The organism is Pseudomonas sp. NPDC088322 (assembly GCF_044740745.1).
Classification (GTDB): Bacteria; Pseudomonadota; Gammaproteobacteria; order Pseudomonadales; family Pseudomonadaceae; genus Aquipseudomonas; species Aquipseudomonas shirazensis.
The window spans coordinates 34,814-60,612 of the sequence record NZ_JBIURK010000006.1 but is presented as its reverse complement, the minus strand read 5'-3'; the positions used below and the strand labels follow the sequence as shown (position 1 = coordinate 60,612).

The following is a 25,799-nucleotide window of genomic DNA, read 5'->3' as shown; positions in this document are numbered from 1 at the left end:
CTGGCGAGCGCTCTCAGCCCGGCCCATAGTGGTTGCTTCCCTTGAGCGGAGCGAGTCGACCATGGCCACCACTGTGCATCATCGCGCGTGCCACCTGTGCGAGGCCATCTGTGGCCTGAATATCGAGATCGACCAGCCTGTCGGCGCGGCTGCGCGCATCGTCTCGATCAAAGGTGATCCGCTCGATACGTTCAGCCGCGGCCATATTTGCCCCAAGGCTGTCGCGTTGGAGGATATACAGGACGACCCGGATCGCCTCCGACAACCGCTGCAACGGGTTGGCGAGCGCTGGCAGCCGATCGCCTGGGAGACTGCATTCGAACTGGCTGCAGAGAAACTCTGGAGCATTCAGCAGGCGCACGGGCGCAACGCGGTGGCGGTGTATCAGGGCAACCCCAGCGTGCACAACTACGGGCTGATGACCCACAGCAACTACTTCCTTGGCCTGCTAAAGACCCGCAACCGCTTTTCGGCAACCTCGGTGGACCAGCTTCCGCAGCACCTGACCAGCCATCTGATGTATGGCCACGGCCTGTTGCTGCCGATCCCGGACATCGATCACACCGACTTCATGCTGATTCTGGGCGGCAATCCGCTGGCCTCCAATGGCAGCATCATGACCGTACCGGACGTGCACAAGCGCCTCAAAGCACTGCACGCCCGCGGCGGGCAACTGGTGGTGATCGATCCGCGCCGCAGCGAAACGGCCGCCATTGCCGATCAGCACCTGTTCATTCGCCCGGGCACTGACGCTGCATTGTTGTGTGGCTTGCTCAATACCCTGTTTGCAGAGGATCTGGCCAAGAGCTCGCACCTGCCGGTCAATGGCCTGGAGCAGGTCCGCGCAGCGATTGCGCCGTTCGATGTTGAGCGCATGAGCGCAGTGTGCGGGGTGCCTGCCGAGCAGATTCGGCAACTGGCGCGGGATTTCGCTGCAGCCGAACGGGCGGTCTGTTATGGCCGCATGGGCGTCTCGACCCAGGCCTTCGGCAGCCTTTGCCATTGGCTGATCCAGCTGATCAATCTGGTGACCGGCAATCTTGATCGGGTCGGTGGGGCGTTGTGCACCGAGCCTGCGGTGGATCTGGTCGCCACAACCTCAGGCGGCCATTTCAATGCCTGGCAGAGCCGCGTCTCCGGGTTGCCGGAATACGCCGGCGAGCTACCCGTGGCCGCTTTGGCCGAGGAGATGCTCGTGCCCGGTGCTGACCAGGTGCGGGCGCTGATCACCGTGGCGGGCAATCCGGTACTGTCGACGCCCAATGGCCGTCAACTGGACCAGGCCTTGGGCGGCCTTGAGTTCATGCTCAGCATCGACCTGTACCTCAACGAAACCACGCGCCACGCTGACCTGATCTTGCCGTCGACCACGGCACTGGAAAACGACCACTACGACACCACCTTCAACCTGCTGGCGGTGCGCAATGTCACCCGTTTCAATCGGGCCGTGCTGGCCAAGCCTGCCGGTGCACTGCACGACTGGGAGATCTTCGTTGGTCTGGCCAAGGCGTTCGCCAGGCGTGCGCAGAAGGAACTGAAGCCGACCATGCCCCCGGCGCAGATGATCGACCTGGCGTTGCGCCACGGCCGCTATGGCCAGGCGTCGCCGTGGGCGTTGTCACTGGACGCCCTGGATCAGCATCCACACGGCCTGGACCTGGGGCCCTTGCGCGCCAACCTGGCAGCACGCCTGGCTACCCCCGGCAAAGTGGTCGAGGCAGCGCCGACGCAACTGCTTGAAGACTTGCAGCGCCTTGCCAGACAGGCCCCGGCAGCGCCGGACGAGCTGCTGTTGATCGGTCGCCGGCACGTGCGCAGCAACAATTCGTGGATGCATAACTTTCATCGGCTGGTAAAAGGCAAGCCGCGCCATCAGTTGCTGATGCATCCCGATGATATGCAGCAGCGTCAGTTGAGTGATGGCCAGCGCGTGAGCATTCAATCGCGCACGGGCGTGGTCGAGGTGGACGTGCAGGCCAGCAGCGAGATCATGCCCGGCGTGGTCAGCCTGCCCCATGGCTTCGGCCATCGCCGCCAGGGCGCGCAATTGCAGATCGCCGCTGAGCAGCCAGGGGTCAGTGCCAATGATCTTACCGACGAGCTGCAGCGTGACGCCGTGTCGGGTAATGCAGCGTTGAATGGTGTGCCGGTGCGGGTCGCGGCCGTTTGAACGCGCACTGCTGATCCGACCGCGTGCAGGTCGACCCACGGCCGGGCTTTCCGATACAATGGCTGACCGTGCCGACCATCGAGTCGGAAAGTTCAGACGAGGTGCTTCATGGATATCATCGAAACAATCAAAGAGCAGATTGCCAACAACACCATTCTGCTTTACATGAAAGGCTCGCCGAACGCGCCTCAGTGCGGCTTCTCGTCCAAGGCGGCCCAGGCTGTCATGGGCTGTGGCGAGAAATTCGCCTATGTCGACATCCTGCAGAACCCGGAAATCCGCGCCAACCTGCCCAAGTACGCCAACTGGCCGACCTTCCCACAGCTGTGGGTTGCCGGTGAACTGGTCGGCGGCAGCGACATCATGATCGAGATGTTCGAGAACGGTGAGCTGCAAAAGCTGGTCAAGGAAGCGGCTGCCAATGCTGCCAAGGCTTCCGAAGCCTGATTGACCTTGCTGGGCAAGCAGCCAAAGTTGTTTGCCCAGGCATGAAAAAGCCCCGCACTTGGCGGGGCTTTTTCGTATGGGCTTGAGCGTTACTCTTCGCCCATCTGCGACTGCAGGTAGTTCTCGATGCTGATCTTGTCGATCAGGCTCAGCTGGGTTTCCAGCCAGTCGATGTGCTCTTCCTTGGATTCAAGGATGTCTTCCAGCATTTCCCGCGAGCCGAAGTCGCCAGAAGTTTCGCAGTGCGCAATAGCTGCCTTGAGATCGATCAGACCGCTTTGCTCGATCTTCAGGTCGCATTCCAGCATCTCTTTGGAGTGCTCGCCGATCAGCAGCTTACCCAGGTCCTGCACGTTAGGCAGGCCTTCGAGGAACAGGATGCGCTTGATCAGCTTGTCTGCGTCCTTCATCGCCTCGATGGACTCTTTGTACTCGCGCTTGCCCAGGGCGTTGAGGCCCCAGTCTTCATACATACGCGCGTGCAGGAAGTACTGGTTGATAGCGACCAGCTCGTTCCCGAGGATCTTGTTGAGATGCTGGATGACGCTGACGTCGCCTTTCATGTCCGTATTCCTGCCGTGTTGAATGTGTCAATACCCGAAGTCTGAGCCGGACAACTTCCAGTGTCAAACCTAAGTTGTTGAATAATAAATGAAATTTAATCGGAATAAGAATGTTTGTGAACCGCGTTGGCACGCTAACTTATTGAATTAAAGGCATAAAAAAACCGGACACGAGGTCCGGTTCTTCAAAATACGGGGGAAATCAGACTGCATTAAATTCGACGGGGTAGGGCAGGGCGGGCTGCTGGCTGACCTGGAGGTCGGTCAACGTCTCACGCACCACCTGCTTGGCAAGGCACGCGCACTTGCCACATTGGCTCGCCACGTTGGTGGCCGCCCGGACTTCCTTGTAGCTACAGCATCCCTCGTAGATCGCATCGCGAATCTGTCCGTCGGTGACGCCGACACAAAGACACACATACATAGAGGCTGACCATCGTCGTTGAGTCGATGCGTTGGAGAGTAATAGTAATGAGAATGCTTGTCAAAGCGGTTTCTGAAACTAAATGCGCAAGGGCGACCGGCGGTTGGATTCGGCCTGTCACCTTAACCTGTGTATGATGGTCAGCCTTTGCTGGATGCTTGGCGGGTTTGCCGCCGGGCAACGTTTTTTCACCTTCATCAGGAGATAACGATGAGCGTACTCGTTGGTAAACAAGCCCCCGACTTCACCGTTCCAGCTGTGCTGGGCAACGGCGAAATCGTCGACAGCTTCAACCTCGCTTCGGCGATCAAGGGCAAGTACGGCCTGGTATTCTTCTACCCGCTGGACTTCACCTTCGTCTGCCCGTCCGAGCTGATCGCGTTGGACAACCGCATTCCGGACTTCGCTGCGCGCAACGTCGAAGTGATCGGCGTGTCGATCGACTCGCACTTCACTCACAACGCCTGGCGTAACACTCCGGTCAACAACGGCGGCATCGGCCAGGTCAAGTACACCCTGGCGGCTGACATCACCCACGAAATCTGCAAGGCCTACGACGTTGAGTCCGAAGGCGGCGTAGCCTTCCGTGGCGCCTTCCTGATCGACCTGAACGGCGTTGTCCGCTCGCAGATCATCAACGACCTGCCGCTGGGCCGTAACATGGATGAGCTGCTGCGTCTGGTTGACGCTCTGCAATTCCACGAAGAGCACGGCGAAGTCTGCCCTGCCAACTGGAAAAAAGGCGACAAGGGCATGAACGCTTCGCCAGAAGGCGTTGCTGCCTACCTGAGCGAGAATGCCGGCAAGCTGTAATCGCCACGCATGAAAAAACCGGCCCTGGTGGCCGGTTTTTTTATATCCGCTGCGCGCCTCGGGACGCAGCAGCGGTAAGCTGATCATCAATCGCGCCAGCCGCCCAGATCCTTCCAGCGGTTGACGATGCCGCAGAACAGCTCGGCAGTCTTCTCGGTGTCATAACGCGCCGAATGCGCCTCACGGCCGTCGAAATCGATGTCGGCGCTCTGGCATGCTCGCGCCAGTACGGTCTGCCCGTAGGCGAGCCCGGCCAGGGTAGCAGTGTCGAAGCTGGAGAACGGGTGGAACGGATTGCGCTTGAGGTCATTGCGCGCAACCGCAGCATTGAGGAAGCCCAGGTCAAAGCTGCTGTTGTGGCCGACCAGGATCGCCCGCTTGCAGCCGTTGGACTTGAGCGACTTGCGAACGCTGCGGAAGATTTCGGTCAGCGCGCTCTCTTCACTCACTGCCATGCGCAGTGGGTGGTCAAGCTTGATCCCGGTGAACTCCAGTGCCGCCGCCTCGATGTTGGCGCCTTCAAACGGCTCGACGCGGAAGAAGTGCGTGTGCTCAGGGAACAGGAAACCCTTCTCGTCCATGCCGATGGTGACCGCAGCGATCTCCAGCAGGGCATCGGTAGCGCTGTTGAAGCCACCGGTCTCGACATCGATAACAACCGGCAGGTAACCGCGGAAGCGCTCGGCCATCGGGTGGCGTGGGCCACCGCTGGAAGCTTCCTGGTCGTCTTCGTACAGATCTTCGCTCACGCGTTTTCCTCCAGCAGGCGCCAGCGCAGTTTTTCACCGGCGCGCAGCGGAATCACAAGGTTGTCGCCAAACGGCAGGCTGCTTGGCGCAGTCCATTCTTCACGGACCAGAGTAATCCGGTCGGTGTTTGCCGGCAGGCCATAGAACGCTGGGCCATGCAGGCTGGCAAAACCTTCCAGCTTGTCCAGCGCGTTGCGCTGTTCGAACGCTTCGGCGTACATCTCGATCGCCGCATACGCGGTGTAGCAACCGGCGCAGCCGCAGGCGGCTTCCTTGGCGTGCTGGGCGTGGGGCGCCGAGTCGGTGCCAAGGAAGAACTTGCGATTGCCGCTGGTAGCCGCGTCCAGCAGCGCCACCTGGTGGGTGTTGCGCTTGAGGATCGGCAGGCAATAGAAGTGCGGGCGAATACCGCCGACCAGCATGTGATTGCGGTTGTACAGCAAGTGCTGAGCGGTGATGGTCGCACCGACATTGGCCGGTGCTTCACTGACAAACTGCGCGGCATCGGCCGTGGTGATGTGTTCGAACACCACCTTGAGCGTCGGGAAGCGGTCGACCAGACGGCGCATGTGCTCGTCGATAAAGCGTTTTTCGCGGTCGAACACATCGACATCGGCATGCGTCACTTCACCGTGCACCAGCAGCGGCATGCCGGTTTCGGCAAGGGCTTCGATGGCCGGGAAGATCTTGTCGATGCTGGTCACGCCGGAATCGGAGTTGGTCGTGGCGCCAGCCGGGTACAGCTTGGCGGCGTAGACAAAACCACTGGCCTTGGCCGCGCGGATGTCATCGGCACTGGTACGGTCGGTAAGGTACAGCACCATCAGCGGCTCGAAGCGGCTGCCAACTGGGCGCGCGGCAAGGATCCGCTCGCGGTAGGCACCCGCTTCGGCGGCATCGCGCACCGGCGGAACCGTGTTGGGCATGACAATGGCGCGGGCGAAGGTACGCGCTACGTCGCCAACGGTGTGGGGCAGGACAGCACCATCGCGCAGATGGATATGCCAGTCATCGGGACGCAGGAGGGTCAGGCGGTCGGACATTGGGGATTCCAGGCGGGTCGAACTCAAGTGCGAATGCTACCGGAAAACCCTTGGTCGAGCACGGCTATCAAGTTTTCCGGCGCGCGACCGATAGCCTGCAGGTAAGCCGTCAGAATTTGTGGAGCCGCCCGTGCGCCAGCGTTACCTAGCCCTGTTCACCTTGTTTGCCAGCCTGCCGGCAGGCGCATTGACCTTCCAGACCCGGATGGAGAACATCGCCTGGACGGTCGAAGGCGATCAGTTCGAATGCCGCCTGGTCCAGCCGATAGACGGCTTTGGCAGTGGCGAGTTCGTGCGTCGCGCAGGCGAGCAACCAACCTTCCGCCTGCGCTCGGACACCAACCTGCTCGGCGCCGGCTCTGCCACCTTGCTCGCCGCCGCTGCGCCATGGCAGCCGGGGCGCAGTGATGTCAGTCTCGGAGCCGTACGCCTGGCCCGCAGTGGGGTGTTGTTCACGTCCTCGCAAGGCCAGGCCAGTCGCTTGATCAACGGCCTGATGGATGGGCGCAGCACGGTCGTGCGCAACCATGCCGGCGAGGGTGGTCGAGCAATGGAAGTGCGAGTGTTGCCCGTCAGCTTTGCCAAGGCGTTCAACGACTATCAGCTGTGCGCGAGCAAGCTATTGCCGATGAACTACGACCAGATTCGCCAGACGCAGGTCGCCTTCCCGCGTGGGGTTGAACTGGACAGTAATGGCCGGGCTCGGCTGGACGTGATTCTCGATTACCTGAAGGCCGATCCGACGGTCAATCACATCGAACTCAACGGTCATTCCGACAACGGCGGCAATCGTCTGGCCAATCGCGAGGACTCGCGGCGCCGGGCGCTGGCGGTTGCCGAGTACCTGGTAGCACATGGTGTGCCTGAAACGCAGATCATCGTGCGCTTCCATGGCGAGCGCTACCCGCTGGCGAAGAACAACAGCGCGGCCAATCGGGCGCGTAACCGTCGCGTCAACATCGAACTGGATCGCGTCACGCCAGTGGCCAAACCGGCGGAGAGAGCGGTTGAGCCTTCCCCGGCTGGCGCTCCTGTGGCCCCTGCGCCTGCGGCCAAGCAACTGTAAACAGCCAGATCCGCGACCGTTGGTCGCTGTATCGAAAGTTCTTGTCGCTTTGTCGTCAGAAGCTGTCGCCCCACTGTAAATTTGCCCGCGAGGTCGGTAGAATCGACGGCTTTCCGTAAACCCCGTGGAGTGATGGCATGGCGGACGTAAATAAGGTCGTACTGGCGTATTCCGGCGGCCTTGATACTTCGGTGATTCTCAAGTGGCTGCAGGACACCTACAACTGCGAAGTGGTGACCTTCACCGCTGACCTCGGCCAGGGCGAAGAGGTCGAACCGGCCCGCGCCAAGGCTCAGGCGATGGGCGTGAAAGAAATCTACATCGATGACCTGCGCGAAGAATTCGTGCGTGACTTCGTGTTCCCGATGTTCCGCGCCAACACCGTCTACGAAGGCGAGTACCTGCTGGGTACTTCCATCGCGCGTCCGCTGATCGCCAAACGTCTGATCGAGATCGCCAACGAAACTGGCGCTGACGCCATTTCCCACGGTGCGACCGGCAAGGGCAACGACCAGGTTCGTTTCGAGCTCGGCGCCTACGCGCTCAAGCCAGGCGTCAAGGTCATTGCACCATGGCGCGAGTGGGACCTGCTGTCCCGCGAGAAGCTGATGGATTACGCCGAGAAGCACGGCATCCCGATCGAGCGCCACGGCAAGAAGAAGTCGCCTTACTCGATGGACGCCAACCTGCTGCACATCTCCTATGAAGGCGGCGTGCTGGAAGACACCTGGACCGAGCACGAAGAAGACATGTGGAAGTGGAGCGTCTCCCCGGAGAACGCCCCTGACCAGGCGACCTACCTAGAGCTGACCTTCCGCAATGGCGACATCGTTGCCATCGACGGCGTCGACAAGTCGCCAGCTACCGTGCTGGCCGACCTCAACCGCATCGGCGGCGCCAACGGCATCGGCCGTCTGGACATCGTCGAGAACCGTTACGTCGGCATGAAGTCGCGTGGCTGCTACGAGACCCCTGGCGGCACCATCATGCTACGCGCTCACCGCGCCATCGAGTCGATCACCCTCGACCGTGAAGTGGCTCACCTGAAAGACGAGCTGATGCCCAAGTACGCCAGCCTGATCTACACCGGCTACTGGTGGAGCCCGGAGCGGATCATGCTGCAGCAGATGATCGACGCTTCGCAGGTCAACGTGAACGGCGTAGTGCGCTTGAAGCTGTACAAAGGCAACGTCACCGTAGTCGGGCGCAAATCCGACGATTCGTTGTTCGATGCCAACATCGCTACCTTCGAGGAAGATGGCGGTGCGTACAATCAGGCTGACGCGGCTGGCTTCATCAAGCTCAACGCACTGCGTATGAGGATCGCCGCAAACAAAGGTCGTTCGCTGCTGTGATCGACTGCCAGATGGCGTGATCAACCCCGGCCTAGCGCCGGGGTTTTTTTTGCCCGCCAGCGACCTCGAACAGCACTGACTGAGGGGTGTCGGCGAGCGCCTCGACAGCCAGATAGATCTGCTTGTGCGCGTCCAGGTTGTACAGCGTCCAGCTGCGCGCGCTCGGCTCTGGGTCGGCCAGCGTGCGGTGGATATGCTGTTCTATCAGAACACCTGCGTCCGGACCGGAAAACGCAATGGTCGCCGAGGCCTGCCCATGCATTCGCTCCGCTTCGATTGTTGGCTGCTGCTGCGCCGCTTCATGTGCAGCGGGCTGGTAAAGGGTCTGGTGATTGAAGTTCAGGGTCAGAAAGAACAGTACCGTGAGAAAAAATGGAAAGCCGACCAGAAACCATGTGTAGATCATTTGGCTGGCCTCGCTCAGGAACGGCAGCGATGCCAACGCCGATGCCTCGACGATGCCTGCAAAAATCGCTATGAGCGTCAAAGGACTCAGACTTTTTTCATTTTTCATGTTGGCAGCCCCCGTCGATATAGCTCCTGTTTACCCGGCGCAGCGTGCGCCGAAAAGGTAGCCGAGTTCCTCGCTTGGTTAGAGTGCCGCCGCGTCATCAGAGCGTTGATGTCGAGTCCTGCGTTGTGGGCTGATTGATCCTGCATGCGTCAGCGATGATGCTGGCTTGAATAGCGCTTGTGTCGCCAGGCTGCCGTCTGGTGAATAGAGGGCAAGGGGCATGATTTCCTAAGATGCCTGTTTGTAGGAAATTTCCTTGATTAACGTAGGTTTCATCTCTGCGTGTCCTACGGGCCCCACCCCCCGCGCTATTTGCCGTTGCGCTCGGTTATGGTGGCGGCTGGATAAAAAAATAAGTCAATGGATGTCGCATGAATAAAGTGCTTATCGTGGATGATCACCCGGTCATTCGCCTTGCTGTGCGCATGCTGATGGAGCGGCATGGTTATGACGTTGTGGCAGAAACCGACAACGGCGTAGATGCGCTGCAACTGACCCGGGACTACCTGCCAGATATCGTGGTCCTGGACATCGGTATACCCAAGCTCGATGGGCTTGAGGTGATTGGCCGCATCGGCCTCGCCAGCCCCAGCAGCAAGGTACTGGTGTTGACGTCGCAGGCGCCAGGGCATTTCTCCATGCGCTGCATGCAGGCCGGCGCGGCCGGCTATGTCTGCAAGCAGCAGGAACTGACCGAATTGCTCAGTGCAATCAAGGCGGTGCTCTCGGGCTACAGCTATTTCCCCAATCAAGCCCTGCACAAGGCTCGCAGCGCCATCAGTCGTGGGACCGAGACCGAAATGGTCGAGCGCCTTTCTGCGCGTGAGATGATGGTGCTGCAGCAATTGGCCAGGGGCAAGAGCAACAAGGATATCGCCGAAAGCATGTTCCTCAGCAACAAGACCGTCAGCACCTATAAAACCCGGCTGCTGCTCAAGCTCAATGCTCGCTCACTGGTCGATCTGATCGAGCTTGCCCAGCGTCATGGGCTGGCCTGAGCAGGCTTGGTGCCGGCCTGTTTACAGATCGTGGTTTTACAGGTCGTAGTCGTAATCGGCGAGTTGCCGCTGCAGGCGTCGCTCCTCCAGCAAGTTGTCAATGGTGCGACGCTTGTCCAGGTTGGTCTTGGCAACTTCTACCTGCGGCTCCGGCTCGTCATCGGTGCTCAGTACCAGATCGTCATCGATCACCAGGTCTTCTTTGTCAGTGCTCATGAGTTACTCCAAGCCAAGGGGCCATTGGCCGACCTTATAACGAGAATCTCTGGTCTGGTAAAAAAGATTTTTTCAATCAGGAAGGGGGTGTTCTGGCTATCGGCTCAATCGTCCGAGGTTTTTAGTCGGTATTCGCACAAATCCTCGATGCGGCAGCTGCCGCAGCGCGGCTTGCGCGCCTGGCATACGTAGCGGCCGTGGAGGATCAGCCAGTGATGAGCATCGAGCAGGTAATCCTTGGGAACGAAGCGCATCAGCTTTTTTTCCACTTCCAGCACGGTCTTGCCAGGGGCGATCCCGGTGCGGTTGCTGACGCGGAAAATATGCGTGTCGACGGCCATGGCGGGTTGCCTGAACGCCGTATTGAGCACCACGTTGGCGGTCTTGCGGCCCACGCCTGGCAGCGCCTCGAGTGCTTCGCGGTTGTCGGGGACTACGCTGCCATGCAGCTCAATCAGCAGCCTGCAGGTTTCGATGACGTTTTTCGCCTTGCTGTTGTACAAGCCGATGGTGCGGATGTAGGCGCTTAGCCCGTCGACGCCCAGGGCGTAGATCGCCTCGGGTGTATTGGCAACCGGATACAGGCGCGCCGTGGCCTTGTTGACGCCGACATCGGTGGCCTGGGCTGACAGGATCACCGCAATCAGCAATTCAAACGGTGTGGTGTAGGCGAGTTCGGTCTTGGGCTCTGGGTTGTCTTCGTGCAGCCGACGAAAGATCTCCAGGCGTTTGGCGGCATTCATGAAAGGCTAGGCTCTCGTTTGAGGCGGGGAGGCGATGGTCGCTGGCCACGTTGGCCAAAACAACGCCCCGGCACTTGGCCGGGGCGTTGTTGCTCGGTTACTTGATGCGTTGGCCTGGCTTGGCGCCGCTGTCAGGGCTGAGCAGGTAGATCTCTTCGCCGCCAGGGCCGGCTGCCATGACCATGCCCTCGGAGATGCCGAAGCGCATCTTGCGGGGCTTGAGGTTGGCCACCATCATGGTCAGGCGGCCTTCCAGCAACGACGGGTCAGGGTAGGCCGACTTGATCCCGGAGAACACGTTGCGACGCTCGTCGCCGATGTCCAGGGTCAGTTGCAGCAGCTTGTCGGCACCCGGTACTGCTTCGGCTTTGACGATCAGGGCTACGCGCAGGTCGACGGCGGCGAAGGTGTCGAATTCGATTTCCGCAGCCAGCGGATCCTTGCTCAGCTCGCCATTGCCAGCAGGGGCGCTGGGCGCCTGGGAGGCGAGCAGGTCTTCCTTGCTGGCGGCGATCATGGCTTCGACCTTGGCCGGTTCGATGCGGCTCATCAGTGGCTTGAACGCATTCAGCTGATGGTTTTCCAGGCGTGACCGGTGATCGTCCCAGCGCAGCGGGGCGACGTTGAGGAAGGCCTCGGCGTCTGCTGCCAGCACTGGCAATACCGGTTTGAGGAAGATCACCAGCTGGCGGAACAGGTTGATGCCTTGGGCGCAGATGGCCTGAACCTCGTCCTGCTTGCCTTCCTGTTTGGCCAGCGACCACGGCGCCTTGTCGGCAATCCAGGCGTTGGCGCGGTCGGCCAGGGCCATGATTTCGCGCATGGCGCGGGCAAAGTCGCGTGCCTCGTAGGCTTCGGCGATCGATGGCGCGGCGGCGGCAAAGGCTTCGGTCAGCTCAGGCGCGGCGTCACCGCCGACCATCACACCGGCATTGCCTTTGTGGATGAAGCCTGCGCAACGGCTGGCAATGTTCACCACTTTGCCGACCAGGTCGGAGTTGACCTTCTGGATGAAGTCTTCCAGGTTCAGGTCGAGGTCATCGACGCCGCGGCCAAGTTTGGCGGCGTAGTAATAACGCAGGTATTCCGGCGCCAGGTGGTCGAGGTAAGTACGCGCCTTGATGAAGGTGCCACGCGACTTCGACATCTTCGCGCCGTTGACCGTCAGGTAGCCGTGCACGTTGATTGCGGTCGGCTTGCGCAGGCCTGCGCCTTCGAGCATGGCCGGCCAGAACAGGGCGTGGAAGTTGACGATGTCCTTGCCGATGAAGTGATACAGCTCGGTGGTCGAGTCGGCCTTCCAGTACGCATCGAAGTCCAGCTCCGGGCGGCGTGCGCAGAGGTTCTTGAAGCTGGCCATGTAGCCGATGGGCGCGTCCAGCCAGACATAGAAGTACTTGCCTGGCTCATCCGGGATTTCGAAGCCGAAATACGGTGCGTCGCGGGAGATGTCCCACTCCTGCAAACCGGAGTCGAGCCACTCGGCGAGTTTGTTGGCAACGGCGTCCTGCAGGGTGCCACTGCGGGTCCACTGTTGCAGCATGGCCTGGAAGTCGGGCAGCTTGAAGAAGAAGTGCTTGGAGTCCTTGAGTACTGGCGTGGCGCCAGAGATCGCTGACTTGGGGTTCTTCAGTTCGGTCGGGGCGTAGGTTGCGCCGCACTTCTCGCAGTTGTCGCCGTACTGATCTTCAGCCGCGCACTTGGGGCAGGTGCCCTTGATGAAGCGGTCGGCCAGGAACATGCCTTTTTCCGGGTCGAAGTACTGCGTGACCGAGCGGTTGGCGATGTGTCCGGCGTCGCGCAGGCGGGTGTAGATCATGCTCGACAGTTCGCGGTTTTCATCGCTGTGGGTCGAGTGGAAGTTGTCGAAGTCGACCAGGAATTCGGCAAAGTCACTGCTGTGCTCGGCCTGCACGTCGGCGATCAACTGCTCGGGGGTGATGCCTTCTTTTTCGGCACGCAGCATGATCGCCGAGCCGTGGGCGTCGTCGGCGCAGACATAGGTGCACTGGTTGCCGCGCAGCTTCTGGAAGCGAACCCACATGTCCGTCTGGATGTACTCGAGCATATGGCCAAGGTGAATGGAACCGTTGGCATAGGGCAGGGCGCTGGTGACGAGAATCTGACGTGGCTCGGACATGGTGGCTCGGCTATTACTCTGGCTAGACGGGATACAAAGTTGATCGGCCACTATAAAGCGACAGCGAATATATTTCACCCCATCGACGTACCTGCTGACGATTGACGGGTTAGCATAGGCGCCTGTCTCACCTTCAGATCTTGCCTATGGGAGCCTCCATGAGTGCCGTCACACGTGCCGATGTCGAAGCCGCGCTTCGCCAGTACACCGATCCCTACCTGAACCAGGACCCGGTCAGCGCCGGTTGCGTACGCGCGATCGACATCCAGGGTAGCCAGGTCAGCGTGCAGCTGCAGTTGGGCTATGCTGCCGGGCTGTTCAAGAATGGCTGGGCGCAGGTATTGCAGACCGCTGTCGAGAACATAGAGGGCGTAACTGCCGCCAACGTCTCGATCGATTGTGTGATCAGCGCACACAAGGCCCAGGCGCAAGTGCCCGGCATGGCCAACGTGAAGAACATCATCGCTGTTGCCTCGGGCAAAGGGGGCGTAGGCAAGTCGACCACTTCGGCCAACCTGGCCTTGGCGCTGGCGCGCGAAGGGGCGCGGGTGGGTATTCTCGATGCCGATATCTACGGCCCAAGCCAGGGCGTGATGTTCGGTATCGCCGAAGGTACTCGACCGCAGATTCGTGAGCAGAAGTGGTTTGTGCCGATCAAGGCGCACGGCGTCGAAGTGATGTCGATGGCATTTCTGACCGACGACAACACGCCGATGGTCTGGCGCGGGCCGATGGTCTCCGGCGCCCTGCTGCAACTGGTGACCCAGACGGCCTGGGATGATCTGGACTACCTGGTGATCGACATGCCGCCCGGCACTGGCGATATCCAGCTGACCCTGGCGCAGAAAGTCCCGGTGGCCGGTTCGGTGATCGTGACCACGCCGCAGGACCTGGCCCTGCTTGACGCGCGCAAGGGTGTGGAGATGTTCCGCAAGGTCAACATCCCGGTACTTGGCGTGGTGGAGAACATGGCCGTGCATATCTGCTCTAACTGTGGCCATGCCGAGCACCTGTTCGGTGAGGGCGGCGGTGCCAAGCTGGCCTCGCAATACGGTGTCGACTTGCTGGCGTCGCTGCCGCTGTCGATGCTGATTCGCGAGCAGGCTGACAGCGGCAAGCCGACTGCGATCGCCGAGCCGGAAAGTCAGATTGCCATGGTCTACCAGGAACTGGCGCGGCAGGTCGGTGCACGTATCGTGCTGCAGGAAGCAGCCGCTCCGGCCATGCCGAGCATCACCATCAGCGAAGACTGATATCTCGGCATCCCTGCGTAAGTGGGGATGCCGTTCGCGCTGGTCTGATAGCTAAATTGCAGGCATAAAAAAACCCGCCGAAGCGGGTTTTTTTGAAGCCAGCTGGAATTAACCCAGTTGAACTTCTTCAGCCTGCATACCTTTCTGGCCGCGGGTAGCGACGAAAGTTACGGCTTGGCCTTCTTTCAGAGTTTTGAAGCCGTCAGCTTGGATGGCTTTGAAGTGCACGAACAGGTCGTCACCCGATTGAGGGGTGATGAAGCCGTAGCCTTTTTCATCGTTGAACCACTTGACGGTACCGTTTTGACGGTTGGACATGTGTCTGTCTCCTTGGACAAAGTAATTATCGGCGCAGGAAATGCCCTGGCCGGACTGAGTGCAAAGAGTCGGAAAATTCAGCGATGGGCAGATTGGGATCGTGCATCTAACTAGAGTTCTCGGTGTCACGTGCAGCACAGTGACGTCACCATACCCCACTTTCTTCAGCCTGCCAATGGTCAAACGCGGCTTTGCTCAAAATCGGATCGGCGGCGGCTGCAAGCCCCGTCCGGCGTGGGATACGGCCGGGGAACTTTAACCCGGAGGCCGGGACCGGTAAGATGCGCTTCTCGTTTTTTACCTTGCAGCCTTCAGGACACCCGCCATGAGCATCAAATCAGACAAGTGGATTCGCCGCATGGCGCAGGAACACGGCATGATCGAACCCTTCGTCGAGCGCCAGGTGCGCGGTGACGAAGCCAGCCGGGTGATTTCCTTCGGCGTTTCCAGCTACGGCTACGACGTGCGCTGCGCAGACGAATTCAAGGTCTTCACCAACATCAATTCGGCCACGGTCGACCCGAAAAACTTCGACGCCGGCAGCTTTGTCGACGTCAAGAGCGACGTCTGCATCATCCCGCCGAACTCGTTCGCCCTGGCGCGCACCGTCGAGTACTTCCGCATTCCGCGCAACGTCCTGACCATCTGCCTGGGCAAAAGCACCTACGCGCGCTGCGGCATCATCGTCAACGTCACGCCGCTCGAGCCAGAGTGGGAAGGCCACGTGACCCTGGAGTTCTCCAACACCACCACCTTGCCGGCAAAGATTTACGCCAACGAAGGCGTGGCGCAGATGCTGTTCCTCGAGTCCGATGAAGAGTGCGAAGTCTCTTATAAAGATCGTGGCGGCAAGTACCAGGGCCAGCGTGGCGTCACCCTGCCGCGGACCTGAGCCGACGAGCGCGGGGAATTAGTTGCCCGCAAGGCACTCCAACGGGGTAACAGTTGCGGCGTGCATGACGTACGCCGGCCCCCGTGAGGAGCTGCCTATGAAACTCCATACCACTGTCAGTGCCCAGCTGGCTCATCTCCAGCCTAACCAGATCGGCCTGCTGGCCTGGTCGCTGTTGGCGCAGCCACCACTGCCTGTGCAGGCAGGAGGAGTGCCCGGCCAGCCGGACCCGGACAGCCCGCAGCCGCCTCAGCCGGGTGAGCATCAACCGACCGAGCCGGGTGTACCGACCTTGCCGGACGACATACCGCCTACTCCTGTTGCGTAATTAACGCTGCACTGCCCAGACCCGCTCAGCCCCTGCCAGAAACACGCGGGTGGCTGCGTCGGGTTCGACCGTCCAGCCCCCGGTGAATTCGCCGAATGCGGGCAACAGGCAGACCTCCTTGTTGATCAGAAAGCACGGCAAGCGCAACCGCTGCCGGGCTCTGCCGCGCAGTACGTAAACCGGATGTACGTGCCCTGCCAGCACCGTGTGCGGAGGGTTTGCCGTGGGCTCGTGCTGCAGGGCAAACGGGCCGTATAGCCACGGTTCTTCCTTGATCTCGATGTTCAGTTCCGTCGGTGGGTCGCCGGCATGGCGGTCATGGTTGCCGCGCACCAGAATCATCTGCACCTGAGCATGCCGCTCGCGCCAGGCCTTGAGCTTGGCGGTGATCGCCGGCGCCTGAGCGTGGCGGGCGTGCAAGAAATCGCCGAGTACAATCAATTGCTCGCAAGCGTGCTCGGTAAGCAACGCATCAAGGCGGGCGAGGGTGGCATCGGTGGTGCCGCGCGGCACTGGCTGATTCAATGCGCGATAGCTTGCTGCCTTGCCGATGTGCACATCAGCGACCAACAAGGCCCGCCGCGCTGGCCAGTACATGGCCTTGTCCGGCAGCAGCCAGAGCGTTTCGCCGCAGTGTTCGATTTCCAGGTGCTGCATAGAAGTCCTTGTATTCAGGGCGAGGCTCAGCTCCCGCGCCGGGTTCGCCCCTTGGGTGCGTCGGCGACTTTTTCCAGATCAGCCACCATCCGTGCAATGCGGTCGGCCAGTTTTTCTGTGCTCAGGGTCTCGCGCATGCCTTCTACCAGCAGCGCGAAAGCCAATGGTCCGGGGCGGCGCAGGTCGTGCAGATCCAGACGCAGCGTACTCAATTTGAGCAGCTGCCGATGCAGCCGCTCGATTTCCAGTTCTTCGCGCAGCACCTCATCCCGCGCTTGGCCGAGCAACAGATTGTCGGCGTCGTGCTTGCGAAATACCTCGTAGAACAATCCGCTGGAGGCCTGAATCTGTCGAGTGCTCTTCTGCGCGGCCGGGTAGCCGCCGAACACCAGCCCGGAAATCTGCGCGATTTCGCGAAAGCGCCGCAGCGCCATTTCGCCCGCATTCAAGCTGGCCAGTGCATCTTCGAGCAGATCATCCGTGCTCAACGCCCGCGGCAGATACGTGGCCCAGTCGACCGTGCTGGGGCTGACCAGCTCGAAGCCGTAATCATTGACCGCAATGGACACCGACAATGGCTGCACCCGGCTCACGCGCCACGCTATCAGATTGGCCAGGCCCAGGTTGGCCATGCGTCCGGCGAATGGGTACAGAAACAGATGCGAGCCTTGTCTTGAAGTGAATGTCTCGGCCAGCAGGGTGTGCTGGGTGGGCAGCGCCGACCAAGTCGCCTGCAACTCCAGCAGAGGTCGCACGGCGCGCATTTCCGGGCCGTCGAAGTGGTCATGGGCTGCGGCATCCAGGCGCTCCACCAAGGCGTCCGCCAGTTCGCTCGACAGCGGCATACGGCCGCCATTCCAGCGGGCAATCGCCGCCTTGCGAGCGGTACTGCGGCGTACATAGGCGGTCATGTTCTCGACCCGCACCAGCTCCAGCACGCGGCCGGCAAACACCAGCGTATCGCCGGGTTTGAGGCGCGCGATAAATGATTCCTCGACGCTGCCCAGCTGTTTGCCGCCGCCGCCCTTGCTCCAGTATTTGAGCTGAATACTGGCATCGCTGACGATGGTGCCGATGCCCATCCGATGGCGCCGCGCCAGGCGCTCGTTGGCCACACGCCAGATGCCGTCGGCGTGGGCTTCGACGCGCTGGTAGTCAGGGTAGGCCGTCAGCGAGCTACCGCCATGGCAGACAAAATCCAGTGCCCATTGCCATTGGCTGTCGCGCAGTTCGCGAAAGACCCAGGTGCTGCGCACTTCCTCGAGCAGTTCTGCCGGGCGAAAGCCGCTGCCCAGCGCCATGCTGACCAGATGCTGCACCAGCACATCCATGCTTAGCCGCGGCGACTGGCGTGCCTCGATCTGGCCGGCGGCCAGGGCATGGCGAGCAGCGGCGGCCTCGACCAGCTCGAGGCTGTGGGTCGGCACCAGGGTAATCCGCGAGGCGCGCCCGGGCGCATGCCCGGATCGACCCGCACGCTGCATCAAACGCGCGATACCCTTGGCCGAGCCAATCTGCAGTACCCGCTCTACTGGCAGAAAATCCACCCCAAGGTCCAGGCTTGACGTGCAGATCACCGCCTTGAGCGAGCCTTGCTTGAGACTGCGCTCTACCCAGTCGCGGGTCTGCCGAGCCAACGAGGCATGGTGCAGGGCGATCAAGCCGGCCCAGTCAGGGCGGTGCTCGAGAAGTGCCTGATACCACAGCTCGGCTTGCGCGCGGGTATTGGTGAAGACCAGGCAGCTTTCACTGGCGTCGATTTCGGCACTGACCTGCTTGAGCATTTTCAGGCCCATGTGGCCGGCCCAAGGGAAGCGCTCGATTGCCTCCGGCAATAACGTGTCGACGACAAAACGTTTGTCCTGACGCCCTTCGACCAGTGACCCGCCGGCGGGCAACAGCACATCGCGGGCGTGCTCAAGATTGCCCAAGGTTGCCGACAGCCCCCATACCACCAGCCCGGGATGCCAGCGGCGCAAGCGCGCCAACGCCAACTGGAGCTGCACGCCACGCTTGTTGCCAAGCAACTCGTGCCATTCGTCGACCACCACCATGCGCAGCTGCGCAAAGTCTTCATTGGCCTGGGCGCGGGTCAGCAACAGGGTCAGGCTTTCTGGAGTGGTCACCAGCGTGCTGGGCAGTCGCCGGGCTTGGCGGGCGCGCTCGGCAGAGCTGGTATCACCACTGCGCACGCCGACGTTCCAGTTCAGTTCCAGCTCATCCAGCGGTGCCTGCAGGGCACGTGCTGTATCCGCTGCCAGCGCACGCATCGGCGTGATCCACAGCACCTGCAGCGGCGCCGGCTTACCGCTCGGGTTGGCCGTGCGCGCATAGGCGCGCAGGGCGGCCAGCCATACCGCGTAGGTTTTGCCAGAGCCGGTGCTGGCATGCACCAGTCCCGACTCGCCACGCTCGACGGCGGCCCAGACCTGGCGCTGAAAGGCGAAGGGTTTGAATCCACGCGTGGCAAACCAGGCGTTGGCAAGGTCGGTCGTGGCGGGCATGCGTGGATCCGTCAAAGGCTGTGCTTCTACAGACCGCCGTGCGTGCCGATTGGTTTACCTGTTAGTTGCCCAACAGGTAACCACTGCGGCAAATCTGCTCGCCCGCGACATGGGCGACGACCATGCCGCTGGTTGCCATGCGCCGAACGCTACGGGCATACAGCAGCCCGGCCTGTTGATTGCGCAGCGAACTGACCTGATCGGTGAGTGGGTCGATCACCTCGGCAATCAGTTGCCCGGCTTGCAGGTATTGGCCGGGTTTTGCGTGGAATACCAGCAGCCCGCCCTGGGGGGTGCTGACGGGTTCCACTGCGGCCAGTGGCGTGGCCGGATGGAGCAGCGCCGGTAATTCGGCCGGTTGCCCTTCGATAACGCCCGCGTGGGTCAGAAAGTCGATGATCGCCTGGCAGTCCTTGGCCGCCAGCGCGTGACAGACGTCGGCTTGCCCGCGCAGCTCCAGCGTGACCGAAATGCCACCGTCGGGGATCGGGTAGCGCTTGCCGAAGCGCTGCTGCAATTGCCACCAGACCAGACTGAAGCACTCATCGAACGACTGCCCGCCCGAGTCGGTCGCGAGAAGGCTGGCTTGCGCCCCGAGGTAGCGCGCCAGCGGCTCGACCCGCGGCCAGGCCTGCGGCGTGGTGTACAGGTGTTCGACCGCTTCGAAGTCGCAGTGCAGGTCGAGGACCATGTCGGCATCGCACGCCAGTCTTTGCAGGCACAAGCGCTGGGACTGCAGCGCGGTACGTACCGGGTGCGCGTCCAGGCCCCGGCGCAGGTGCTCGCGGATCAGCTCAAGGTTGTGGTGCGGGTCCTGCGTCAATTGTCCTTCGAGCTGGTCGCCGATGGTGTCCGAAAGGTCGACGAAGTTGCGGTTGAAGTTCTCCCCGCTGTGCAGCTCGAAGCGGCCCATGGGTGCATCCAGCAGCACTTGCTCGATGCCCAATGGGTTGGCCACTGGCACCAGCAGGACCTGCTGACGCAACAGGCCTTGCTGTTCCAGTTCGAGCAGGCGCTGCTTGAGGTGCCAGGCGACCAGCATGCCCGGCAGTTCGTCGGCGTGCAGCGAGGCCTGTATGTAGACTTTGCCGGCGCCGGCTGGGCCGAACTGGAAGCTGTGCAGGTGCCGGCTGATGCCGGGCGCGGGGCTGAGCAAGCTGTGGGTCGAGTGGTGCATGGGGGGCCTGGGCGCTGGTTGATGATCGGGCTGCGACTGAAGATAGAAGCACAAACTTCGGCGTTGCGCATGCGCGCAGGCAGATCCCGATCACGGTTTTCAGCTCAGCAGGGCCTGCAAGGTGGCCAGGTCGTCGGCTTCCTCGACCGGCTTGTCCAGGCGCCAGCGCAGCATCCGTGGGAAGCGCACGGCGATGCCGCTCTTGTGCCGCTTGGACAGCGCGATGCCTTCAAAGCCCAGTTCGAACACCAGCGTCGGGGTGACGCTGCGCACCGGGCCGAAGGTTTCCACGGTGGTTTTGCGCACGATTGCATCGACCTTGCGCATTTCTGCATCGCTGAGGCCTGAGTAGGCCTTGGCGAATGGCACCAGCGCACGTCCAGGCGTGCCTGCCGGTGCGTCCCACACGGCAAAGGTGTAATCGCTGTACAGGCTCGCGCGCCGGCCATGGCCACGCTGGGCATAGATCAGCACGGCATCGACGCTGAACGGGTCAATCTTCCACTTCCACCACAGGCCCATGTCCTTGGTCCGGCCAACCCCGTAGAGCGCATCGCGCTGCTTGAGCATCAGCCCCTCTACACCGAGGTTGCGCGACTGTTCGCGCTGCTCGGCGAGGTCGGCCCAACTGTCGCCGGTCAGTAGTGGTGACAGCAGCAGCGGCACTTGCGGGTACTCGGCGACTACCCGCTCCAGCTGGGCGCGCCGTTCGTGCTGCGGGCGGCTGCGCCAGTCATGGTCCTGCCATTCGAGCAGGTCGTAGGCCTGCAGCACCACCGGAGCATCGCCGAGCAGCTTCTTGCCCAAGGTCTTGCGGCCGAGCCGTTGTTGCAGCAGGGCGAAGGGCTGCACGGCGACATCGTCGCTGCTGGAGCCCGGTTTCCACACCAGAATCTCGCCATCCAGCACGGTGCCGTCCGGCAGGCTGCTGGCCAGGCTGTGCAGCTCGGGGAAGCGATCGGTCACCAGCTCTTCGCCTCGTGACCAGATCCACAACTGGCCCTCGCGTTTGACCACCTGCGCGCGGATGCCGTCCCACTTCCACTCCGCCTGCCAGTCGCTGACCGGGCCGAGCAGGGCGTCGAATTGTTCGGTCGGCGCTTGCAGCGCATGGGCCAGAAAGAACGGATACGGCTGGCCGCCGCGCTGGCTGTGCTCGTCGGCCGACTCGGCGGCGATCAGCTTGAGGTAGCTGGCGGGGCTCGGTTTATGGCTGAGGTCGGTATAGCCGACCATGCGCTGGGCCACGCGCTTGGCGTCGAGATCGGCCAACCGCGCCAGTGCGCGGGTGACCAGCAGTTTCGACACGCCCACGCGGAAACTGCCGGTGATCAGTTTCAGGCAGAGCATCAGGCTCTGCCGGTCAAGTTGCGCCCACAGCACTGGCAGGCGCGCGCGTACCTCTTCCTGGGGCTGGCCGCGCAATGGCAGCAGATGCTGCTCGATCCACTCAGCCAGACCCTGATCACTGGCATGGGCGCTGTCGGGGAGCAGTAACGAAATGGTTTCGGCCAGGTCGCCCACTGACTGATAGCTCTCTTCGAACAGCCAGTCGGGCAGGCCTGACAATTCAATGGCCAGCTCGCGCAACAAGCGGGTTGGCACCAGTTGCCGCGGCCGGCCGCCGGCAAGAAAGTACACCGCCCAGGCAGCGTCCTGCGCTGGCGCCTGGCTGAAGTATTCGCGCAAGGCCAGCAACTTGGCGTTGCTCGAGGTAGTGCCGTCCAGGCGCAGGTACAGCTCGGCAAAAGCCTTCATGGCTGAACCTCGCGGGTGTCGTCTTCTTCGCCGTATTCGGTAACGAAGGCCCGCGCGTCCAGGCCTTGCTCGGATAAATAGCGCACCAGCACATTGACCGAACCATGGGTGACCATGACCCGCTCGGCACCGGTCTGGGCGATGGCCCACAACAGCCCCGGCCAATCAGCGTGATCAGACAGCACAAAACCGCGATCGACCCCGCGCCGCCGGCGGGTACCGCGCAGGCGCATCCAGCCGCTGGCGAAGGCATCGCTGTACTCGCCGAAGCGCTTCATCCAACTGCTGCCGCCAGCCGACGGCGGCGCCATGATCAATGCCTCGCGCAGTAGCGGGTCGTTGCGGGCAAAGTCGCCGGCGTAATGGGTCTCTGGCAGGGCCACGCCAGCTTCGCGATAGACCCGATTCAACGGCTCGACCGCGCCATGCACCAGGATCGGCCCGATGCTGGCGTCGAGGCCATAGAGGATGCGCTGGGCCTTGCCGAAGGCATAACAGAACAACACGCTGGCCTTGCCTTGTTCGCGATTGGCCCGCCACCACTGGTTGATCTCGGCGAAAATCACCGCTTGCGGCGGCCAGCGGTAGATCGGCAGGCCGAATGTCGATTCGGTGATGAAGGTGTGGCAACGCACCGGCTCGAACGGCGCGCAGGTGCCGTCGGGCTCCACTTTGTAGTCACCAGAGGCGACCCATACCTCGCCCTGGTACTCAAGGCGCACCTGCGCCGAGCCGAGCACATGTCCGGCTGGGTGGAAGCTCAAGCTCACGCCGTGGTGTTCCAGGCGTTCACCGTAGGGCAGGGTCTGCAGATTGATGTGCTGGCCGAGCCGGCTGCGCAGGATGCCGGCACCGGGCGCCGCGGTCAGGTAGTGATTGTTGCCCGAGCGTGAGTGATCACCGTGACCGTGGGTGATCACCGCGCGATCAACCGGGCGCCACGGGTCGATGTAGAAATCACCGGGTGGGCAGTACAGGCCTTCGGGGCGAGCAATCACAAGGTCCATGGCAGGCCGCTGGCTAGGGAGTTATAGCTAGGAGCGTTGCTGGCGCGATGAAGTTCGGATTGTCTGGCTGAGGTTACCCGCACAGCCAGGGCTGTGCGGGCAGTCGGACGTGGGCTTACTTGCCCGGTACCAGGGTCAGGCGCTGGCTACCGTAGGCACGGGCGAAGTTCTGCGGTTGCAGCGGCAGGCTCATGAAGCGGCCTTTGAACCAGGCGTCCAGGCCATCGCTGTGGTGACGACTGGCCGGGTTGCCGGACTGACCACTGCTGGTCAGCAGTTGCAGCGGCTCGGCCTGGCCAAAGTCGACGATCATCCGCGCCGAGGCTGGCAGTTGCGTGTCGAAGTTGCTGCCCCAGGCATACGGCGTCAGGGCCAGGGTGCTGAAGTCGCCGCCAGCCGCCATTGGCGCGCGGCTGATAGCGTCACCCAGGCCGTGATAGGCCGGTGCTGGCCAGCGGTACTGGTGCAGCTTGCCCCACTGCCAGGCCTTGCGGTCGGCGCCGAGCAGCGCCGTGCCAGTGTCGATCGCGGCGGCCAGGCTGCGGGCCAGGATCGCCGGTTTGTCTTCCTTTTGCGCGGTGGTGCGGTCATCCCAGAACGGGCTGTCATCGCGGCCCAGCAGGTGATCAGCCTGCGCCGAGTAGGACAACTGCGCGTTGCTGACAAAGGCTTGCCAGGCAGGGCCGGATTCAGGCCCAAGATCGTCGAGGAAGGTCTGTCGGGCCACTTCCTGGAGGAACAGCTGATACAGCGCGGCATCTGCCGACACTGGGCTCAGGCGACCATCGAAAGCTTGCAGCCGAGCCAGCGCGGCATTGGCCTTGTCGCGCTGGGCCGGTGGCAGTGCCGCGATCGCCTGCTTGAGCGGCTGGGCCATGCCGGGTGCGCTGAACATCTGCTTGAGCTTGTCGGCAAACAAGCTGACCTGATCGTTTTGCAGGGCCATCACGCTGCGGCTGTCGTGGCGGCCATTGGCAGCCAGCTGACCGAGACGTTCGGCGCGCTCGGGGTAGTACCAGGTGTTGGACAACTGCATGCCGTAACCCTTGGCCAGGCTGCGCTCGTTGGCATGGCCGAGCCAGCCGGACGGTGGGTCCTGGTCGTACGGGTGGAGCATGGCGTCGGCATAGCCGTCCCAGTCATAGCGCCCATCCCAGCCTGGCGAGGGCAGCAAGCCCTGGCCTTCGCGGCGGTTCGGGTAGCGCCCACTGACCTGCCAACCGATGTGCTGCGGCTCAGCAAAGACGAAGTTGAGCGCCGCTGCGCCGACCTCGCGGGTGCTGTCGAAGGCGCGCTCCACCGAGGTGGCGCGTGTCAGGTCGAACAAGGCGTCGAGGCTGCGATCACCCTTCAGCTGCGGCAGGCTCAGGGCCAGGCCGAGGCCGTTGCCGACAGGCTGGCCGAGCAGGGTGCCATGGCGAGTGTCGTAAAGCACTTCGCGCAGTGGCTGCTGGCCGCGGGCGAAGAAGGTCTCGCTGCGGGCACGCGTTGGCAGCCATTTGCCATCGGCAAGGTAAGTCAGCTGGCTGCCTTGGCGGCGCAGTTGCTCAAGGTACAAATCCTGGTTGTCGGCCATGACCGCGCTGCTGCTCCAGGCCAGTTTGCCGTTGTAGCCGGCCAGCACGATCGGCAGGCCCGGCAACGACAGCCCGGCAACCTGATACTTGCCGGTGTGGATCTGTACCGGGCTCAAGGCCCAGGCGGCGCGGCTGTCACTGGCCAGCAGGCTTTTGCCGCTGCGGCTGCGCTGTGGGCCGAGGGCCAGGTTGACCGAGCCCGGGCTGCCAAGCAGGCCCAGGTCGGCGAGCTTCTGGCTGGTACTGGCCAGGGCAGGCAGGGCAGGCAGTTGGCTGGCCAGGTTGATGCCCTTGAGTTTGTCGACTTCGCCTTCGGCCAGCGGCTCGTCAGGCGCACCCGGCAGCAGCCAGGCGAGCTTGTCGCTGCCGACTTTTTGCGCGAGGGTCAGGGCGCTGAGTTCTTCCTGCAGATTGACTGACTGGCTGAAGGCATACAGGCTGAAGATCAGCGCGCTGTCTTCGGCCTTCCAGTATTCAGGGCGATAACCGCTACGGGCGAGCTCACCCGGCAGCCTGTCGCGGTAGCGGTACAGGTAGGCGTTGACCCCACGCGCGTACACTTCAAAGAAGCGCTTGAGCCGCGGCGAAGCGTCGCCGTACAGGGCATTGGCACTCTGCTTGAGATTGGCTGCACGCATCAAACGGTCGATATCCAGCGCTTCTGGCCCGGCCAGTTCCGCCAGGCGGCCCTGAGCCAGCAGGCGCATGCCGAGCATCTGCTCGATGCGGTCGCCGGCGTGCACGTAACCCAGCGTGAACAGCGCATCGTGAAAGCTGCTGCTTTCGATCAGCGGTGCGCCCATGGCATTGCGCCGCAGCGAAACGTTCTGCGCGAGGCCTTTGAGCGGTTGCACGCCGGTGGTCGGCGGGACGCTGTCTTGCACGGCGCTCATCTGGCAGCCGCCAAGACCAAGCAGACCTAGCAGCGCCAGGCTGGCGAAGCGGGGACGCAAAGGAGGAAAAGCGGGGGCGGCCATTGAAGAGGCTCCTGCAAGGTGTGACAAAAAAGGGATTTGGCTGGATCGGAAAGCATCAACCGCAAGCAATCACGGCCAAAGGCTGCAGTTGCTTGCGGCAGCGGTTAGCG

At 62.2% G+C, this 25,799-nt stretch carries 24 protein-coding genes; 9 read left to right on the top strand and 15 right to left on the bottom strand.

What is annotated here, in order from left to right; all coding sequences use genetic code 11:
- Window positions 1–61: 61 nt before the first annotated feature.
- Window positions 62–2,170 (top strand): molybdopterin oxidoreductase family protein, encoded by a 2,109-nt coding sequence (locus ACIOAU_RS16825; protein WP_150570566.1) that lies wholly within the window; start codon window positions 62–64, stop codon window positions 2,168–2,170.
- A 108-nt stretch (window positions 2,171–2,278) separates the two neighbouring features.
- The gene (gene grxD, locus ACIOAU_RS16820; RefSeq protein ID WP_101321842.1) at window positions 2,279–2,617 is read left to right on the top strand and encodes a Grx4 family monothiol glutaredoxin; all 339 of its coding nucleotides are present in this window, start codon (window positions 2,279–2,281) and stop codon (window positions 2,615–2,617) included.
- A gap of 89 nt (window positions 2,618–2,706) precedes the next feature.
- Here grxD and bfr read toward each other — a convergent pair whose 3' ends face one another.
- Together bfr and ACIOAU_RS16810 are read right to left on the bottom strand one after the other, a co-directional pair.
- A complete protein-coding gene (gene bfr / locus ACIOAU_RS16815; protein ID WP_103438360.1) occupies window positions 2,707–3,180 on the bottom strand; it encodes a bacterioferritin in 474 nt (157 codons plus the stop codon).
- Between the two features lie 202 nt (window positions 3,181–3,382).
- Entirely contained in the window at window positions 3,383–3,604 is a 222-nt protein-coding gene (locus tag ACIOAU_RS16810; RefSeq protein ID WP_101321840.1) for a bacterioferritin-associated ferredoxin, read from the bottom strand.
- A 210-nt stretch (window positions 3,605–3,814) separates the two neighbouring features.
- On the opposite strand from ACIOAU_RS16810, the gene ACIOAU_RS16805 reads away from it, so the two are divergent.
- Window positions 3,815–4,417: a peroxiredoxin gene (locus ACIOAU_RS16805; RefSeq protein ID WP_101321839.1), complete on the top strand. Its 603-nt coding sequence runs from the start codon at window positions 3,815–3,817 to the stop codon at window positions 4,415–4,417.
- An 86-nt stretch (window positions 4,418–4,503) separates the two neighbouring features.
- Here ACIOAU_RS16805 and rnt read toward each other — a convergent pair whose 3' ends face one another.
- Together rnt and pyrC are read right to left on the bottom strand one after the other, a co-directional pair.
- Window positions 4,504–5,106, bottom strand: a complete 603-nt coding sequence (gene rnt / locus ACIOAU_RS16800) for a ribonuclease T (RefSeq protein WP_189691781.1) — start codon at window positions 5,104–5,106, stop codon at window positions 4,504–4,506.
- Between the two features lie 56 nt (window positions 5,107–5,162).
- Window positions 5,163–6,209, bottom strand: coding sequence for a dihydroorotase (gene pyrC / locus ACIOAU_RS16795; protein WP_101321837.1), 1,047 nt, complete (start codon window positions 6,207–6,209; stop codon window positions 5,163–5,165).
- Between the two features lie 130 nt (window positions 6,210–6,339).
- Between pyrC and ACIOAU_RS16790 the strand changes: the two genes are divergently transcribed.
- Both ACIOAU_RS16790 and ACIOAU_RS16785 read left to right on the top strand, forming a co-directional pair.
- Complete coding sequence (locus ACIOAU_RS16790) at window positions 6,340–7,275, top strand: OmpA family protein (protein ID WP_101321836.1); 936 nt, start codon at window positions 6,340–6,342, stop codon at window positions 7,273–7,275.
- A gap of 137 nt (window positions 7,276–7,412) precedes the next feature.
- The gene (locus ACIOAU_RS16785) at window positions 7,413–8,630 is read left to right on the top strand and encodes an argininosuccinate synthase (protein ID WP_101321835.1); all 1,218 of its coding nucleotides are present in this window, start codon (window positions 7,413–7,415) and stop codon (window positions 8,628–8,630) included.
- 31 nt (window positions 8,631–8,661) lie between these two features.
- Here ACIOAU_RS16785 and ACIOAU_RS16780 read toward each other — a convergent pair whose 3' ends face one another.
- Window positions 8,662–9,144: a hypothetical protein gene (locus tag ACIOAU_RS16780; RefSeq protein WP_150572233.1), complete on the bottom strand. Its 483-nt coding sequence runs from the start codon at window positions 9,142–9,144 to the stop codon at window positions 8,662–8,664.
- Window positions 9,145–9,515: 371 nt separating this feature from the next.
- Between ACIOAU_RS16780 and ACIOAU_RS16775 the strand changes: the two genes are divergently transcribed.
- Window positions 9,516–10,142 carry a response regulator transcription factor gene (locus ACIOAU_RS16775; RefSeq protein ID WP_101321833.1) on the top strand — a complete coding sequence of 209 codons (627 nt, stop codon included), beginning with the start codon at window positions 9,516–9,518 and terminating at the stop codon, window positions 10,140–10,142.
- 36 nt (window positions 10,143–10,178) lie between these two features.
- Here ACIOAU_RS16775 and ACIOAU_RS16770 read toward each other — a convergent pair whose 3' ends face one another.
- From ACIOAU_RS16770 to metG, 3 genes are all read right to left on the bottom strand, one after another.
- Window positions 10,179–10,358, bottom strand: a complete 180-nt coding sequence (locus ACIOAU_RS16770) for a PA3496 family putative envelope integrity protein (RefSeq protein ID WP_401183414.1) — start codon at window positions 10,356–10,358, stop codon at window positions 10,179–10,181.
- A gap of 104 nt (window positions 10,359–10,462) precedes the next feature.
- Window positions 10,463–11,101 (bottom strand): endonuclease III, encoded by a 639-nt coding sequence (nth, locus tag ACIOAU_RS16765; protein ID WP_103438356.1) that lies wholly within the window; start codon window positions 11,099–11,101, stop codon window positions 10,463–10,465.
- A 97-nt stretch (window positions 11,102–11,198) separates the two neighbouring features.
- A complete protein-coding gene (gene metG / locus ACIOAU_RS16760; RefSeq protein ID WP_150572234.1) occupies window positions 11,199–13,241 on the bottom strand; it encodes a methionine--tRNA ligase in 2,043 nt (680 codons plus the stop codon).
- A gap of 158 nt (window positions 13,242–13,399) precedes the next feature.
- Here metG and apbC point away from each other — a divergent pair, with 158 nt between their 5' ends.
- Complete coding sequence (apbC, locus tag ACIOAU_RS16755) at window positions 13,400–14,494, top strand: iron-sulfur cluster carrier protein ApbC (RefSeq protein WP_101321829.1); 1,095 nt, start codon at window positions 13,400–13,402, stop codon at window positions 14,492–14,494.
- Window positions 14,495–14,602: 108 nt separating this feature from the next.
- Here the strand turns inward: apbC and ACIOAU_RS16750 are convergent, their stop codons facing one another.
- Window positions 14,603–14,812: a cold-shock protein gene (locus ACIOAU_RS16750; protein ID WP_101321828.1), complete on the bottom strand. Its 210-nt coding sequence runs from the start codon at window positions 14,810–14,812 to the stop codon at window positions 14,603–14,605.
- Window positions 14,813–15,137: 325 nt separating this feature from the next.
- On the opposite strand from ACIOAU_RS16750, the gene dcd reads away from it, so the two are divergent.
- Together dcd and ACIOAU_RS16740 are read left to right on the top strand one after the other, a co-directional pair.
- Window positions 15,138–15,704: a dCTP deaminase gene (gene dcd / locus ACIOAU_RS16745; RefSeq protein ID WP_101321827.1), complete on the top strand. Its 567-nt coding sequence runs from the start codon at window positions 15,138–15,140 to the stop codon at window positions 15,702–15,704.
- A 97-nt stretch (window positions 15,705–15,801) separates the two neighbouring features.
- Entirely contained in the window at window positions 15,802–16,032 is a 231-nt protein-coding gene (locus ACIOAU_RS16740; protein ID WP_101321826.1) for a hypothetical protein, read from the top strand.
- On the opposite strand, the gene pdeM is transcribed toward ACIOAU_RS16740, so the two are convergent.
- From pdeM to ACIOAU_RS16710, 6 genes are all read right to left on the bottom strand, one after another.
- Window positions 16,033–16,689, bottom strand: coding sequence for a ligase-associated DNA damage response endonuclease PdeM (pdeM, locus tag ACIOAU_RS16735; RefSeq protein WP_401183408.1), 657 nt, complete (start codon window positions 16,687–16,689; stop codon window positions 16,033–16,035).
- 26 nt (window positions 16,690–16,715) lie between these two features.
- On the bottom strand, window positions 16,716–19,193 hold the full coding sequence (locus tag ACIOAU_RS16730; RefSeq protein WP_401183405.1) for a ligase-associated DNA damage response DEXH box helicase: 2,478 nt from the start codon (window positions 19,191–19,193) through the stop codon (window positions 16,716–16,718).
- Window positions 19,194–19,254: 61 nt separating this feature from the next.
- Window positions 19,255–20,370, bottom strand: coding sequence for a succinylglutamate desuccinylase/aspartoacylase family protein (locus tag ACIOAU_RS16725; protein ID WP_188036558.1), 1,116 nt, complete (start codon window positions 20,368–20,370; stop codon window positions 19,255–19,257).
- A gap of 99 nt (window positions 20,371–20,469) precedes the next feature.
- Window positions 20,470–22,128 (bottom strand): ATP-dependent DNA ligase, encoded by a 1,659-nt coding sequence (locus ACIOAU_RS16720; RefSeq protein ID WP_401183402.1) that lies wholly within the window; start codon window positions 22,126–22,128, stop codon window positions 20,470–20,472.
- A complete protein-coding gene (locus tag ACIOAU_RS16715; RefSeq protein WP_103438348.1) occupies window positions 22,125–23,135 on the bottom strand; it encodes a ligase-associated DNA damage response exonuclease in 1,011 nt (336 codons plus the stop codon). Before ACIOAU_RS16715 ends, ACIOAU_RS16720 begins: the two co-directional genes overlap by 4 nt.
- A 115-nt stretch (window positions 23,136–23,250) precedes the next feature.
- Window positions 23,251–25,689, bottom strand: coding sequence for a penicillin acylase family protein (locus ACIOAU_RS16710; protein ID WP_401183399.1), 2,439 nt, complete (start codon window positions 25,687–25,689; stop codon window positions 23,251–23,253).
- Window positions 25,690–25,799 lie beyond the last annotated feature (110 nt).